This is a genomic window from Streptococcus infantis, assembly GCF_015546995.1.
In the GTDB taxonomy this organism is placed as follows: domain Bacteria; phylum Bacillota; class Bacilli; order Lactobacillales; family Streptococcaceae; genus Streptococcus; species Streptococcus infantis_J.
The window spans coordinates 30,357-47,269 of the sequence record NZ_JADMUH010000014.1 but is presented as its reverse complement, the minus strand read 5'-3'; the positions used below and the strand labels follow the sequence as shown (position 1 = coordinate 47,269).

At 36.3% G+C, this 16,913-nt stretch carries 9 protein-coding genes; 2 read left to right on the top strand and 7 right to left on the bottom strand.

Annotated features, from left to right (window positions below):
• Positions 1-297 precede the first annotated feature (297 nt).
• Both I1J71_RS06085 and I1J71_RS06080 read left to right on the top strand, forming a co-directional pair.
• The gene (locus I1J71_RS06085; RefSeq protein WP_195184105.1) at positions 298-2,331 is read left to right on the top strand and encodes an Ig-like domain-containing protein; all 2,034 of its coding nucleotides are present in this window, start codon (positions 298-300) and stop codon (positions 2,329-2,331) included.
• Positions 2,332-2,673: 342 nt separating this feature from the next.
• A complete protein-coding gene (locus I1J71_RS06080; RefSeq protein ID WP_195184104.1) occupies positions 2,674-4,287 on the top strand; it encodes a Gamma-glutamyltranspeptidase in 1,614 nt (537 codons plus the stop codon).
• 157 nt (positions 4,288-4,444) lie between these two features.
• Here I1J71_RS06080 and I1J71_RS06075 read toward each other — a convergent pair whose 3' ends face one another.
• From I1J71_RS06075 to rexB, 7 genes are all read right to left on the bottom strand, one after another.
• Positions 4,445-6,529 (bottom strand): glucosaminidase domain-containing protein, encoded by a 2,085-nt coding sequence (locus tag I1J71_RS06075; protein ID WP_195184103.1) that lies wholly within the window; start codon positions 6,527-6,529, stop codon positions 4,445-4,447.
• Positions 6,530-6,746: 217 nt separating this feature from the next.
• Positions 6,747-7,166, bottom strand: coding sequence for a hypothetical protein (locus tag I1J71_RS06070; RefSeq protein WP_195184102.1), 420 nt, complete (start codon positions 7,164-7,166; stop codon positions 6,747-6,749).
• Positions 7,147-8,058, bottom strand: a complete 912-nt coding sequence (locus tag I1J71_RS06065; protein ID WP_195184101.1) for a phosphodiester glycosidase family protein — start codon at positions 8,056-8,058, stop codon at positions 7,147-7,149. The genes I1J71_RS06070 and I1J71_RS06065 overlap by 20 nt, the downstream gene beginning before the upstream one ends.
• Positions 8,055-9,098: a bifunctional glycosyltransferase family 2/GtrA family protein gene (locus tag I1J71_RS06060; protein WP_195184100.1), complete on the bottom strand. Its 1,044-nt coding sequence runs from the start codon at positions 9,096-9,098 to the stop codon at positions 8,055-8,057. Before I1J71_RS06060 ends, I1J71_RS06065 begins: the two co-directional genes overlap by 4 nt.
• 209 nt (positions 9,099-9,307) lie before the next feature.
• Positions 9,308-9,805: a YkgJ family cysteine cluster protein gene (locus I1J71_RS06055; RefSeq protein WP_195184099.1), complete on the bottom strand. Its 498-nt coding sequence runs from the start codon at positions 9,803-9,805 to the stop codon at positions 9,308-9,310.
• 89 nt (positions 9,806-9,894) lie between these two features.
• On the bottom strand, positions 9,895-13,545 hold the full coding sequence (gene addA, locus I1J71_RS06050; protein WP_195184098.1) for a helicase-exonuclease AddAB subunit AddA: 3,651 nt from the start codon (positions 13,543-13,545) through the stop codon (positions 9,895-9,897).
• Positions 13,542-16,793, bottom strand: a complete 3,252-nt coding sequence (rexB, locus tag I1J71_RS06045; protein WP_195184107.1) for an ATP-dependent nuclease subunit B — start codon at positions 16,791-16,793, stop codon at positions 13,542-13,544. Before rexB ends, addA begins: the two co-directional genes overlap by 4 nt.
• Positions 16,794-16,913: the final 120 nt, after the last annotated feature.

The window sequence follows — 16,913 nt, the reverse complement described above, 5'->3', positions numbered from 1 at the left end:
ATAACAAAGAATGTAAACGTTTTTCTATCATTTTATTTCTTAAAAAACAGATAAATTCTAATTCTTTGTGATTTTTTTAATTTATAGTAAATTCCGCATATATATTATTGATGTAGACATTATAATGTGATATAATTCGCTTATAGGATAGTTTTAGTAAAAGACTAGGAGGAGGACAGCAATAAGGGTGTCTATAAAATCATCCTATATATAATAATTTACTTAGGGAGTATTACTTAAAGTGCAATATTTTTTTGTATCTTAAGAATACCAATCTTACAAAAGGGAAGGAAAATAATGAAGAACAAAAAGAAATTGGGAATCTTTTCTTTTATTATTTGCTTATTGACAACTGTCTTTGTATTTAGTTTGAATAAGACATTTGCTGAAACCCCTGAGGTTTCAGCATCTGGAAAAATTGTAGATACAATCACAAATGTTAAGGTATCAAATAATGAAGGTGGAGATCTAACTTGGGATTTAGCGCAATGGGCTACATTCCGTCTTAATGCAGATTTTAAATTAGGAAAAGATGTTAAGGCAGGAGATCAAACGATAATTACGGTGCCTGATGCTCTAATGATTAACTCTGATAATATTGAAATCAAGGATATCAATACAAATGAGGTGATTGCAAATGCAAAACTAAGTGCTGATAACAAGTCCATTACTTTAACTTATACGGATTATGCTGAAAAACACTCAGATACTGAAGGATCTTTCTTCTTCTATGCTCGTGTCGATTTCAAAAAACACCCTCAACAAGGAGAAATCCCAGTTGAAATTACGATAAACAAAGAAACAAAACCTGCTGGTAAGGTTACATTTAAAGGTATCGGTGATGGTGATCCAAAACTTTTATCAAAGACTAGTTGGGTTAATGAAGGTGATAAAAGAGAGGTCCAATACACTATTTCAGTCAATCGTACAAAAGAGAATATTCAAGGTGTAACGATTGAGGACCACTTGAAATTTACAAATGCTAGCTATGTAAAAGATAGTATTAAAGTTATCAAAGGTAAATTTGCATTCGTAGATGGAGAATGGCAATTCTCTGACCGTGTTGATGTAACTGACCAACACAAGATTACAGTTAGTGAAGATGGACAATCTTTTGTTGTCGAATTAGGGGACATGACAGAAGAAGACCAATATCGTATTTCTTATAACGTACGTTTAAATTATGAACCCGTTGATGGCGAATTATTGAAGAATGACGCTACATTAAAAGGTAAAGGTGTTGTTGTTAAAGAAGTAACCAATGCTGCTTTAGTTCAAATTGCTGGTGGTGCTGGTCTTGGTTATGTTTACTCAATCAATATCCAAAAAGTTGATAATGAGAATCAACCGCTTAAAGGTGCTAAATTTAAAGTAGTACGTGAAGCCAACAATCAAGTGATCGGTGAATACGAAACAGATGAAAATGGTAAAATTACTGTTAATGCATTATTAAAAGATAAATATATCTTGACAGAAACAGAAGCACCATCAGGTTATGTCATCAAAGTAGCAGATACAGAAGTTAATGTTGACGATTTTGGAGCTGATCATTCAGTAACTAAAACAATTGTGAATCCAAAAGAAGAAACAACTACAACAACTACAACAACTACAACAACTGAAGAGCCTACAACTACAACAACTACAACAACTGAAGAGCCTACAACTACAACAACTACAACAACTGAAGAGCCAACGACTACTTCAACTACAACAACAACTGAAGAGCCTACAACTACTTCAACTACAACAACTACTGAAGAGTCTACAACTACTTCAACTACAACAACAACTGAAGAGTCTACAACTACTTCAACTACAACTACTACAACTGAAGAGCCTACAACTACTTCAACTACAACTACAACTGAAGAGCCTACAACTACTTCAACTACAACTACAACTGAAGAGCCTAAGACTACTTCAACTACAACAACAACTGAAGAGCCAACGACTACTTCAACTACAACAACAACTGAAGAGTCTACAACTACTTCAACTACAACTACAACTGAAGAGTCTACAACTACTTCAACTACAACAACAACTGAAGAGTCTACAACTACTTCAAGTACAACTACTACAACTGAAGAGCCTACAACTACTTCAACTACAACAACAACAACTGAAGAGCCTAAGACTACTTCAAGCACAACAACTACAACAACCACTGGTGAAGAACCTAAGACTACAGTAACAACAACAAATGACAAACCTGAACTTCCAAATACTGGTGAAGGAAAAGGAACATTGGTTACTATCATTGGTTTTGCAACTCTCATTTCATCAATCGTTGCCATTGCATTCTTACGTAAAAATGAAAAAGAATAAGGTTAAAGATTGATTAACTATATAAAGGACTATTTCAAAATAGTCCTTTTTCATTTCCTCAACGAATGAATCATTGCATACAAACATTGTACAAAGTAAATGTTTAAATTTTTTCAGCGAATTTGATATAATTTTATACTTAAAACAGTTAAATATTTGAAGTTTTATTTATTTGTGATATAATTCACCTTATAGGATATTTTTTTGATAATTGACTAGTAGGAGGTGCATTTTTAGTAGTGTTGTCTTGAAAAATTAACCTATATAATTATGCATATATTTGTAAGTTTTGGTATTAACATACAAAAATGTGTAAAAATTGGAGACAAATAGGAGAAGGAAATGAAAAAAAATAATCTAAGTAGACTTGCAAAAGTCTTCTTTCTTGTATTTTTACCCTTATTGTTCATAGTATTTTCGCAGTCTGATGTGGTAAAAGCTGGAGATGTCAGTAATAATATTAGCTCACTGACTGTTTCATCAAATGAAATCACAGATGGTGGACAAACAACTGTTAAGTTTACATTTGACGAGCACGCACAAAAAATCCAACCAGGTGATACATTAAAAGTTAATTGGACTAGTTCTGGTACAGTCTATGGGGTAGGTTTTAAAAAGACTATTCCTCTAAACATTGACGGAACTTACGTTGGAGACATGGTCATTACTGATGGCTCTGCTACTGTTACTTTTAACGAAGCTATCAAAAACCTTCAAAACATCCGTGGTTGGGGTGAATTTGAGATTGAAGTTCATAATAATACAGCAACTGATAAAGAACATGTTGGTAAATTTACTATCATCAGTGGAGATAAGACAGTTGATTTAAGCGTTAAGAAAGAGGCGACTGGCGAAAACCACGCTCCATTCTACTTAAAAGCTGGGGACATGCACGCTGACGACCCTGAACACATTCTTTGGACATTGACAATCAACGCAATGAACTTAGAAGTGGACGGCGACGTTCGTGTTGAAGATGAAGTCCAAGGTGGACATTCACTTGTTAAAGATAGCTTCAGTATTACTACAACAGGTAATAAACCTGGATATTACGGCGGTGAAACTGCTATCGACGATTTCTTAGCAGCCTTTCCTGGATCAACATTCACAATTGATGCTTCTGGAAAAATCACTGTTACAATTCCAAAAGACTTGATCAACAAGACTGGCGTTCTAATTTTCTATCGTACAAAAATAGAAAATGAAAAGCAAAAAGACTTCAAGAACAACACAAAAGTTTGGTACCAAGTCAAAGGTGAAACTGCGGTTGTGGCCAAAGAAGTAAACGCATCTGTGGCAAACATCAATGCAAATGGTGGTGTGGATGGCGATCAAACTTCAACTACTACTACAACCACAACTACAACCACAACTACTACTGAAGAGCCTACAACTACAACAACTACAACTGAAGAGCCTAAGACTACTTCAACTACAACAACTACAACTGAAGAACCTAAGACTACTTCAACTACAACAACTACAACTGAAGAGCCTACAACTACTTCAACTACAACAACTACAACTGAAGAGCCTACAACTACTTCAACTACAACAACTACTACTGAAGAGCCTAAGACTACTTCAACTACAACAACTACTACTGAAGAGCCTAAGACTACTTCAACTACAACAACTACTACTGAAGAACCTAAGACTACTTCAAGCACAACAACTACAACTGAAGAGCCTAAGACTACTTCAAGCACAACAACTACAACTGAAGAGCCTAAGACTACTTCAAGCACAACAACTACAACTGAAGAGCCTAAGACTACTTCAACTACAACAACTACTACTGAAGAGCCTAAATCTACAGTAACTACAACTAAGGATAAACCAGGGCTTCCAGAAACTGGTGAAAGAAAAGGAACATTTGTAACAATTCTTGGTACTATCATCCTTGTTTCATCAATTCTAGTTGTTAGAAATTCACTTAAATCTAAAAATAACTAATTTTAATGAACAAAATTAAAGTGGTCTAATTTTAGATGATTTAAGTTCATAAACAAAAAAAGGGTTTACTAAAAGGTAAATCCTCTTTTTGTTTCATGATCATTAAGACAAACAAAAATCGATAACCATTTTATAGTCATCGATTTTAAATATATTTTTAGTCTTTTTCACCTAGTTTACTGTTGATGGTCATCATGATACTCGCAATCTTTTCACCCCAATACGGATCAGAAGCATAAAGAACGTTCATTCCAGATGATTTATTACCAAGATGGGTTCTACCTTCATCAATATAATTCTCTCGGATCCATTTAGCTGCCCCTAGGATTCCCTTATCAACATTGTCGAAACTTTTTGCAGAATCATATGGAGTAGTATCATAGGCAGCAATACCAAAGAAGTTATTCTTATCGTTAGCAATCTGACTACGTCCCCATGCACTTTCTAGAGCACTGTGCGCCATTAGATAAAGCGCATTCACCTGATAGCGTTTCTCCGCTTCTTTGAAGACCTCTCCTTTACCTGCAAGGCGGCTGCCCTGAATATTCATAAGAGAATAAACCTTATTCAATTCTTCTGCTGTATAATTTGTTGGCTTTCTTAGATCTCTATAGAGGAATGGGTTCTCAACTTTAAAGTTATCAAAGTTAACGCCATCTGATGAATAGTATTTTGTACCAATAGCCATAGATGAACTATGAGGTGCTACACGAATACTTGTATAAGGTGATAACTCGTGATAAAGATAACGACCATCGCTTGTGTAATGAGGGATAAACTCGTCACTAGCATTTACAGCTATAAGGTCACTCTTATTCATAAAGCCTGAAAGTCCAGAAATTTGGACTGGGAGTCTGTCACCTTGAGACTCTGTGTCAGAAACAGCAACTATAGTACCTTGAGAAATATAGCTAAGTCTAGCTCCAGAAGCACTATAAACATAGGCTGTTATTGGTTTTACTTTATAATAACTAGATGGATTAGAGATCCACTTCCCGTTATTTTCAAAGCTATAATTTTTACCATTGATTTTGAGTGTTCCAGTAGCATATAGTCCATCATCTTTTAGATAATACCAAGCATTGTAACTCTTATCAAAGATCCACTCATTCTTGGCCATATAACCATATGATTTGAGATAGTAGGACCCTTGCCATTGGTTTTCAGCATAAGAACCATCTGATTTTAGGTAGAACCAACTATTGTATTTTTTATCAAAGAACCATTCGTTTTGAGCCATGGCGCCACTATCTTTTAGGTAGTATTTATCTTTCCATTGACTACTCAACATGACCCCGTCTTTATCAAATAAGTACCAAGAGCTATTAATCTTTTCCCATTTATTACGAACGACTTTTCCTGAATCAGTAGCATAGTACCACTTTTCATCCATTTTTACCCAGTTCTTTTCAGCCATAGCACCGCTAGTCTGAAGAAGATAGTCATTATAAATGGTTTTGCTTAACATGATACCAGTTTCATCAAAACGATACCATGAACCGTTAATCTTTCCCCATTTATTACGAACGACTTTTCCTGAATCAGTAGCATAGTACCACTTTTCATCCATTTTTACCCAGTTCTTTTCAGCCATAGCACCGCTAGTCTGAAGAAGATAGTCATTATAAATAGTTTTGCTTAACATGATACCAGTTTCGTCAAAACGATACCATGAACCGTTAATTTTTTCCCATTTGTTGCGGATAATCTTTCCTGATTCTGTGGCATAAAACCACTTCTCATCTATTTTTACCCAAGAAGTTTCAACCATAGCACCGCTTTTATTAAAGAGATAGTCATCATAAACTGTATTGCTAAGCATGATACCATCTTGGTTAAAATAATACCAATGACCAGCTATTTTTTTCCAATTCGTAACAGCCTTTTTACTTTCATAATAACGCCATTGACCATTTTCTTTTTGCCAACCTTCTTTGTTGACCTCTTCAGTAATTTCTTCTGTTGAAGAGTTATCCTTGGTAAGGGCTGTTTCTTGTTTCTGTTCAGATTGAGAAGAATCCTTTTCTGCCTTGATTTGTGTTTCGTTTTGATTCTGCTTATCCTTCTGCTCTTGACCTTGAGCTTGCTTTTTCTCTTTAGCTTCCTTACTCGTTCCATTTGCTACAGTTTTTTCTGAACTTTGAACTTTGTTTGTAGCTTGGTTTTCCTTTGCTAATACAGTTGTTTTAGAAATCCCGGCCATAGAAAGAACAACTGTACTTGCTAGTAATATCTTTTTCATTTTTATCCTTTCAATTTTATATTCCCTATATTTTATACTTCTTACTTATCGTTTTAAAGACGACATTTATCCACTTTATTATACAATATAATTTTAATTATAAAAGTAAGGTCTTTAAGAAGAAAGAAAGTTGTAATATTGTTAAAACAATTTAGAAATAAAAGTCAACAAAAAGTAGTCGAACAATATCTGAACGACTACTTTTTTATTCTGATAATTAACCTTCTATTACTTTGGTACGCTTATTAGTTAGAAACGGTTTTATAAAGATAGATAAAATAGCAAGGGCCGCAAAACTGATACCGACATACCAGTAAGGGGCATCAAGAGTAGTTGAACGACCAGATAGATTGACAATTCCTCGGAAAATCGTACCTGTTATAATAATCGCTACTGCCGAATTCCATAAATTTAGACTGATACGAGAGAAATGTGGAAGAACTTTGAGAAAGATTACTAGTAGAATTCCTCCAATAAGAGGTACGGCGAACAAGTAATGCATATGAACAGATGTCTCACCAAAACTGAATGCTTCATAAATTCTAGAGAAGGCAAAGAAGAAAATCGTAATTAGTGTATAAGAAATGACTACTTTCTTAAAACGTTTTTTGTTAGGATTAATAACCGATGTAGGCAATATCACTCACCGCCCTTTCTGAAATTTTGTTTCCTCCAGTCGTTGGTTTATTGATAACCTGACCGTTGAAGTAAAGTGTAGAGGATCCCCCACCATCAAGATTGTAGGCAGTTTTTGCACCATAGGATTTCATAACCTCAGCTAGCTGATACAAAGAGAGACCTTCACTTTCAGAAGTACGTCCGTCAGAAACTACAATAATGTAGTGGTTTTCGTCGATAATACCAATAGCTGTACGTGGATTCGAAGCCATAGCTTGTCCAACTTCTTGGTTTTTTCCTACTGCTATTTCACCATTTTCGACCAAGGCAGGGCCAAAAGCTAAGAGATTAATAACTCCGTCTTTGACTAGTTGCTCAGCTGAAATCTGATCCTCGTAAATAATCTTGAAAGAACCATCTTTATAAATGGCTAAATCACCATTATTAGAATTTTCACGGACAGTATCACGATAGACAACTCCATTACGGATAACATAACCCGAAGAGTTAGCACCGTAATAGTCACCATTGACTGCTAAAATTGCATCATTTTCTGCAGCAGTGACAGATGTTTTAGCTGTTACGTTTGTTCCAAATGAGTTTTGAGCAAATGCTGTTTTTAGATATTCTGATGAACTTACTGTAACATCTGCAACATACACTTGGGTATGATTAACCGTCGTTTCAGTCAAATTGATAGAGATATTCTCGTCCTTATAACTTGAGTTAGTTACTGTTGCTGTTTCAGCTGCTTGACTAGCTTGAGCTGTATTGGAACTTGTATTAGTTGTTGCTACTGTCGAAATAGTTTCAGCGAGTACAAAAGTCTTCAACATTGAGTAACAAAAGGATCCTGTCAAGAGTAAACCGAGAACCGAAGCATAAGCATATGGTTTCTTTAAAAATTTCATAGTACCGTAGATGTCCTTTCCTTAAAAATCAATTTCTTTTGCACTGTCCAAGAGACAGCGAAGAGAAGGATGCCGACGATAACTTTGGCAATCAGAAGGTTGATACCAAAGACTGTATAGAAGAGACGAATTAGTAGCGTGTCTAAGACAAAGAGACCGACTGCTAGACCAAAGTACCCCATCCCTGTTTTCACAAGACTATCGTCGTTTTTAAAGACTAGTTTTTTATTTGTAGAGTAGTTAAAAACAGAGCTTGTCACACGAGCTAGCCCGTTAGCTAGGAAAATTCGGAAACTTGTTGGCGCTGTTGGTAAAAACAAGATTGCAATAGCGTAAACGATATAGTCTACAACAAAACTACTGAGAGATGACAAGGCAAATTTAAAGATATTTTTATAAATCATTAATCCATCTCTAATCGGACGGAAGTGAGATCCTTCATTATCGTTGATATAGACGGTTTCTATTGGTACTTCTAAGATTTCATATTCTTTGCATGCTTCCAGAAGCATATTCATTTCGTATTCATAACGTTGACCTTCGATCTTTAGCATAAAAGGAATGAGATTTGTTGTAAAGGCGCGAAGGCCTGTCTGAGTATCTGTTACTCCTACTCCTGTTTGTAATTTAAAGAGTGCTTTTGTCAAGCTATTCCCAAAACGGCTCCGGAGAGGAACTTTACCTGTGAATGCACGCACACCCAAGATTAGCTTGTTAGGATTTTCAGAAGCTTTGTTAGCCGCACGGAAAATATCCCAGATTTTGTGTTGCCCATCCGCGTCTGCCGTTACAACCGTTCCATAGCTATTTTGTTGTCGGATATAATCAAAGGCCGTTTTAAGCGCTTGGCCTTTACCTTGGTTCACTTGGTGACGGAGTACCGTAGCATATTGTTCTGCTTTATCAAAGATATTTTGACACTTTGATGAACTTCCGTCGTCGATAACTAGAATACGAAAATCACTCTTTTCGTGGATTTTTTCGATGAGTTTGATAAGTTTATTATCAGGTTGATAAGCTGGAATTACTATATAGTTCATACCGGCACTCCTTTCTTAGTGATGGTATAACTATACAAAAATTCGCTTAAAGATACCTTATATCAGTTTTCTTTAAGAAAAAGTTAAAGAAACTTTAAGACTGGAACTCATTTCCTTTAGAAAGCAAAGACAATCAATATTAATAAATATACAAAAATCCTCAAATAGCTAATGAATTTGAGGATGGAATTTATTATAAAATAAACTATTTATTCTATTTTATCTCTTAATTTCTCGACGAAGAGATAGGCTGCGGGACAGGTTAAAGTATTTTTGATAGTCAGATTATTAATTTGATAAATCTTTTTACGGTCGGTATGTGGAAATTCTCTACAGGCCTTAGGACGAACATCGTATATAGAACATAGATTGTCACCACCGAGAAATGGACATGGCATTGACTTAAAGACCTTATCACCGTCTTCATCTACCTGTAGAAATTCATCTTCGAAGGCTGGTAATTTCATTTTAAAGTACTTGGCAATACGTGTAATATCTGCTTCTTTAAAGTCTGGTCCAAGGCTCTTGCAACAGTTAGCACAGGCTGTACAATCAATTTCTTCAAACACTTCTTGGTGAATCTCCAGCGCAATCTTATCTAGGTTTTTTGGAGCTTTCTTTTTCAGATTTCCAAGAAATTTACGATGCTCTTTTTGTTTTTGTAAAGCTAATTGGTGATAGTGTTCGATATCGATTTCTTTTGACATAGATTCTTTAACATCCTTTTCTGAAACTAGTATACCATAACTGAAAATAAATAAAAACTACTGCCGTTAAGGCAATAGTTTTTACTAGATTAGTTAACTTCGAACACCTCAACCATATCTTTGCCAAGTAAGATTAAATATTTTTCAACTTGATCTATTTGGTAAGAACGAGACAAGGCTTCTGCATATAGAGATAATTGACCTCTATAACGTTCAATCAGTTGACTTGGATATTCATAATGATCTGTCTTGTAGTCAAAGAGAACAATTTTATCCTCATAAAGGAGATAACCATCTAAAATCCCACGAACAACAAAGTCTTCCTGACTCTTAGCATCTCTTTTTAACATAGAGAAGGGTTGTTCTCGATAAAGTTTATCTTGATTTTTTAGAATCTCTTGACCAAGAGCTGTATCAAAGAAGGACAAGATTTTGTCTAGATTAACTTTATCTTTAACAGCTGAAGTCGCCTGAACTTGCTCCAAGGCTTCTGTCAAGGTTTCCAAAGTAGGTTTCTTAGCGAGATTGATTCGTTGCATCAATTCATGAGTAGCACTACCAATTTCAGCTCCAGTGACTTTTTCTGTCTTGGAGAAGTCTGGAAGTTCAAACTGAATCATAGTTTCTTTTGGTTTAGATTGACCAGCTACTACTACACCTTCCATATCCATGACTGGTTCATAAAACTTCTTAATCTGACTTGGGGTCTGAACACTCGGAAGATTAATCGCTGCACGGTGGATTTCATTATACACTTCCACTTCTTTCAGCATTTCTAAAGCTTCCTTAATGGTATCAGACTGACGGTTGCTTGCCTGAGAAAGATCTTGAAGCTGGCTTTTAGTTTCCAATTTACCGATAGCTTCTTCTGTCAGTTGTTCTTCACCCTCGAAACGAACACTAAAGTGTAAGTCCTCTTTAGAAAAAGCTTGATAGATGGCCCAAATCCAGTCCTGGAAATTTTGAGCATCAAGTCTAGTTTCACGAGTCAAAAGACCTTGCCCATTTGTCGGGTATTCTTTAGACTCCAACTTTTCCCTCGATCCCTTTCCGACAAGATAGAGTTTTTTCTCAGCACGAGTCATGGCTACATACAGTAAACGCATCAACTCAGAATAACTTGCTAATTGGAGTTCTTCCTCAATTTGAGTATAAGTCAAGCTTGGAATGGATAACTTAATCGTAGATGGAAGATATTCCTCTTTTGCATTTGTAGCTACTCTAGCTACGTACTTAAGACCAAGGCCATTTTTACGACTTAGGAAAACTTCAGACATGGAATCTTGCTTGTTAAATTGCTGATCAATATTGAGAATAAAGACATAAGGGAACTCAAGCCCCTTACTCTTATGAATACTCATAAGCTCCACAGCATCCTTAGGTGGAGCTACAGTGACACTGGCAAGGTCGTGCTTAGCTTCCAAGACTTGATCAATCATAGTTATGAAACGTGATAAGCCTTTAAAATTACTCTTTTCAAACTGGTCAGCTCGTAGTGCTAGGGCATAGAGGTTTGCCTGCCTAGCCTGACCATTTGGTAAAGCACCAACATAATCATAGTAGAAACGTTCACTATAGATTTTCCAAATAAGGTCATAAAGCGAATGCGTTTTTGAGAACAAACGCCAAGAATTAACAGTTTCCATGAAAAGGTTAAGCTTTTTATGGAGTTCAGATTTTATTAAATCCTTTTGAATACTATTTTTTGTTTGAGCATTGACTAGTTTCTCATAAAAGTTTTCTTGAACCTTATCCTCAGATTTCTGAAGGGCTAATCGAGCCAATTCATCCTCGTCAAAACTAAACATTGGAGACTTCATCAGAGCTACTAAAGCGAAATCTTGAAGAGGATTATGGATGACACGAAGAGTATCCAACATAACCTGCACTTCTAAAGATTGCAAATAATTGTTTTGAGCGCCATCAGTTTTAACTGGTATCCCATATTCCGACAAAGCAAGTAAAACCTGGTCATTCCGACTTCTGCTGGCAGTCAAGAGAGCAATGTCATTGAAAGGAACCCCTTTATCATTATGAAGATGTAATATCTCCTTAATGACCATTCGCATTTCACCAGTCAGTTTGTTGGTCGAAAACTCTTCCTCTTCCTTAGAATCATCGTCAACATCCTTATCATACAAGAGTACTTCTGCCTCGTTTTCTGGATCTGGGTGTAAATCAGTATTTCCGAAAACAAGTTGATGCATGCCGTCATAAGAAATCTCTCCAACTTCCTCATCCATGAGATGCTTAAAGACGTCATTGGTAGCATTTAGTACTTCTGAACTACTACGGAAGTTTTCCTTGAGCAGTATTAACTGACCTTCTTCACTATCTTGAGCAAAACTATGGAATTTCTCATTGAAGATTTGGGGATCTGCCTGTCTAAAACGATAAATAGACTGCTTGATATCTCCCACCATAAAACGATTATAGCCGTTTGAGAGGAGCTCCAACATTCTTTCCTGGATATGGTTGGTATCTTGGTACTCATCGACCATGACTTCGTGGAAGCGTTCCTGATACTCTTTTCGAACTTGAGGGAAGTTTTCCAGAATCTCAATAGTATAGTGACTAATATCCGCAAATTCGAAGGCATTTTCTTCACGTTTACGCTTTCGATAGGCATCAACAAAATCACTCATGAAAACTTGAAAAGTCTTTGCTAAGTCCCAAGACTCTTGATGATATTTTTCCTGGAATTTCAATAAGGTAATTTGATCATTTAGTGCAATTAGCTTTTCAAACTTGTCTTTTCTCTCTTGGTTGTACGCTTCTTTCAGTTCTAGGAGTTCAGCCTTGCGACTAGCATTTGTGAGAGCACGGCCACCCTTATCTTTAGAAATACTCACAACTCGCTCTAGAACTTCTTGATATTGACTAAAAGTAGATTCGTTTGTTAAAGCTCCAATTTCATCAAGAACTTGTTGGATAGCTTCTAAGTAAGCTGCTTTTCCAAATTCCTTGGCATCATTCTCTAAATGGTAACAAAAGAAACTTTCCAAATCCCAGAGTCTTTGCTGAATGTCTTGAACCAGCTTTTCTTTAGAACTTGTAAAATTGGCCTTTTCGAATCCTTTTAAGAAAGAGTCCTGTAGCCAGGCCTGAGGATTACTAGTGGATTGTAAGAACTCATAAATCATATAGACCTGTTTACGCAATCCACGTGCATCCTTACTTTTACCCGCAAAGTTTTTGACTAGCTGACTAAACTGTTCTTGTTCCTTACTTTGGTAGTGTTTTTCAAAAACTTGCCGAAAGACTTCGTTTTTTAAGATAAGTTGCTCACTTTCATTCTCAAGAATGCGGAAGTTTGGAGCAAAATCGAGAAGATAACCATGTTTAGCCAGGAACTTCTGAGTAAAAGAGTCCATAGTTCCAATAGCAGCGTTTGGTAAATCAGCTAATTGTCTTCCAAGATGCTTTTTTAGCTCCATATCTTGAGTCTCTTGGATTTGTTGGCTGATTTTCTTTTCCAATCGTTCTTTTAACTCGGTTGCTGCCTTGACTGTAAAGGTTGAGATAAAGAGTTGGCGAATTTCTACTCCACGCGCTAGTTGATCAAGAATTCGTTCAGCCATGACAAAAGTTTTTCCTGAGCCAGCTGATGCTGAGACCAGAATGTTTTGACCAGAACTGTAAATAGCTTGAATTTGCTCAGCAGTTTTCTTTGTTTTCTTGTCAGAATGAGCTTCTTCTATCTGCAACTTTTCAATCTCTTCTTGGGATAAAAATTTCATCGCTCCAACTCCTCTCTAATTTTATTAAACCATGTTTCTTTATCATTGCTCTTAGCGACCTTATCTAACAATCTTGCCTGACCTAAATGGTAATTAGCTTCAAAACCAGTTATCGACTGATATTGTTGGACATAAGGAGCAATACTTCTGCCGTCTTCTGTGTAAGGATTGATAGCAAAACTACCAGATAAAATCTTCTCTGCCGCCTTTTTATAGATAAGGGCGTTATAGTCCATCAATAACTGGAATTCCTCATCAGACAACTGATAGGTCTTGTTTTTATTGTAAAGTTCCCCAAGATTCTTTATTTCTTTTTCAAGAAATAGCCCTTGATATTTCATACTCTTAGTCGTTTCTGCTAAAGCCTTTGAAAGAGTTTTAACAGTTTGTAAGGACTGAATTGGCTCAGCCATCTCTAAATACATAGCACCAAAGAAGTCGGTATTTCCTTCTTTCTTAAGAGCAGCTAGATAGGTTGGTAACTGTGAATTAAGGCCGTTATAGAAGAGAGGGAAGTTAAACTGAGTTAGAGAAGATTTGTAATCGACAACACCAATGGCTTCACTTGTCTTTAAGCGATCTATACGGTCGACTTTACCACGGACATAGACATTCCTGCCGTTTTCTAACTGAACAAAAGCTTGTTCCTTACCACCAAAGACTGCTTCTTCCTGAATTGTTTCAATTTCAGAATTGTGACGAAGTATATGCCCAGTTGCACGCGCAACGTCTAAAAGAACTTCCTTGGTTAATTGGGCTTCCAAACTTTCTTGATAAATCGCTTGAAATTCTCGCTCTTGACTGGTTTCAGAGATTGCTTGTTCTAAACGACGATCAAAAGGTGTATCAACAGGAAGTTTCATAGCTCGTTCAAAAATACGATGCAAGAAATTTCCATGACTTCGTGCATCAGGTCGCAGTCGCAATTCTTCCTGTAAGCCTAAGACATATCGAAGGTAATAACTGTATTCGTTTCGATAAAACTCTGTCAATCCAGAAGTTGATAGATAAAAATCTTGATCTTGAGGATACAAGGCTTCCAAAGTTTCAGTAGCTAAGGTCTTACTTTTTGGACTTGTCGGTAGGACAGGATTATCAAGCCCTTGATCTTCTAATTTTCTCCCCATGACACGAGCTAGAACCTTAATAAAGGTTAAGTCCTGCTCACTTGTCTCCGACTCACCTTGCTGGTGATAAGCAACAAGACTAGACAAAAGACTGTGATAAGAACCAATATCATCCTTTGATAGGTTTTTTCGATCGATTCTCTTTTCAATCTTGGTAAAACCAAAATCCTGAAATTCTTTCAGATATACTGACTCTTTACTCTCGTTTTCATTGAGTAAACTTGGTGCCGATAAGACCAATTGCTTCTTAGCAGAATTTACCAAAGAAAGCATGGTATAGCGATTCTTCTTAAGATTTTCATGACTAGCAATCAATAATTGAGAGCCTTCTTCAGTACCTTGGTTTAAAACTTCTCTTTCTTCATCACTTAAAAGACTAGTATTTTGGGTGATTTTAGGTAGATGGTCCTGGGTTAAGCCAAGTGCATAGATGTAATCAGAAGTCAAAGGCGCAATCAAATCATAACTTTGCACCAGAACCGTATCTACCGTTGCTGGGATTGTACGATAATTTGATAAGGACATCCCTGAATGAAGAAGAGCCAAGAAATCATCTAAAGCAACCTGAGAACCTTCAAATACAGTAGCAAATTGCTCCATTACGTGGCAAAATGCTTTCCAGACCTCCTCTTGTCTTTCTTGTTCTGCCGCATCCATCGTTTCAGATAAGGATTGTAATTTCTTGGTAACAGATGCGTCCTTCAAAAAGTTATTCCATTTTGCAAGGATATTTTCAGTCTTTTGCTTACGACTGGATAATAAAGTTTCTAGTGGATTTAGGACACGGACACGCAGCTCATTTAATTCTTCTAAATCAAATTTTCCATGATGATTTTTTGTAAATTCTTGTTTAAAGTTAGAAAGTCCATCAATACCTAAATAGCGGATATATTGTTCAAAGCTATCAATTTCCTCTTGACTAAGGTCGGTATATAAGCCAGTTCGTAAGAGGTTTATCAAATCTTCCTGACGGAAATAGTACCGTTTGAGACGTCCCACAGATTCTACAAATTGAGTCAAAGGATGATGAGCCATAGACTCGCTTCTCCCCAGATAGAAGGGAATCTGATATTGATTAAAAATTGTCTGCAAGGACAGTTTATAAGACTCTACGTCTCCTAATAAGATTCGAAAATTTTTGTAGCTTAGTTCAGCTTCTTGGTGTAATTTTTGGCGAATACTTCGAGCCACCAATTCTAATTCTTCTTTTTGTGTCAGGCAAGACCAGATTTGCAAGTCTTCTCTATCCTTAGCATCCACTTCTAAGCTAATTTCAGAATAATCATAAGCACTTTCCAGTAATTTTGAGGCCTTGGCAAAAGTATCAAGATTTTTATGTTCTTGACATGCATCTTCTGCCTTGGTCTGATATTTAAAAGCTAAATGACGTAGAAATTCAACACTGGCTTGATAGAGGTTCCCTTCACTAAAAGAGCTATTATAGGCTCTCTTAGACGCATATACACCAATAATAATCTCAACACCCTTACGGTGAAGTAAATCCACTAGGTGTTCCTCTTCTGCAGAAAAACGAGTAAAACCATCAATAACTAGGGCAATCTTACTAAAATCACTACTTACCTTGTTTTCTTCGATAGCATCAATCAGATAGGATAATGGACTCCCCTGTGAAACTTGACCTTGATTTAAATAAGCTGTTATCTTTTCAAAAATCAAGAGTAAATCAGAACGTTTATCAGCGTCAGATAGACTTTCTAAGTCCAAAAAACTCATATTTGCAGTTGAAATCTCATGATAAATCTCAATCAGTTGCTGGATGAATTGCGGATCTTGTTTAATAGCCCCGTAAACACGAAAATCCTTAGCGTCTATCTCAGACAGACACTTATAGAAAGCCATACCAAGACCAATATTGTCGAGACTTGACCTCTCAGGAATATCATTTAAAACCAGATAACGAGCCATTTGGGCGAAGCGCGTGACTGTGATAGCAAAAGAAGCCTGCTGACTCAAGCACTCCAGCACGGCACGTTCCTTTTCAAAAGAAAGAGAGTTAGGGGCGATATAAAAGACTCGTTTGCCTTGGGCAACTAGTCCTTGAGCCTCCTTGGTTAGGATATCTGTCAAAGAAGTCCGAATATCGGTATAAAGTAGTTTCATCTCTGCCTCGTTTGTTTTTGTCATTACCTTTTATTATATCATTTTTTAAGTAAAAACAGATTGATATAAAGCCCTAATTTTAACCTGTACCATATCAAAAAAGTCGGAATAAAATCCGAC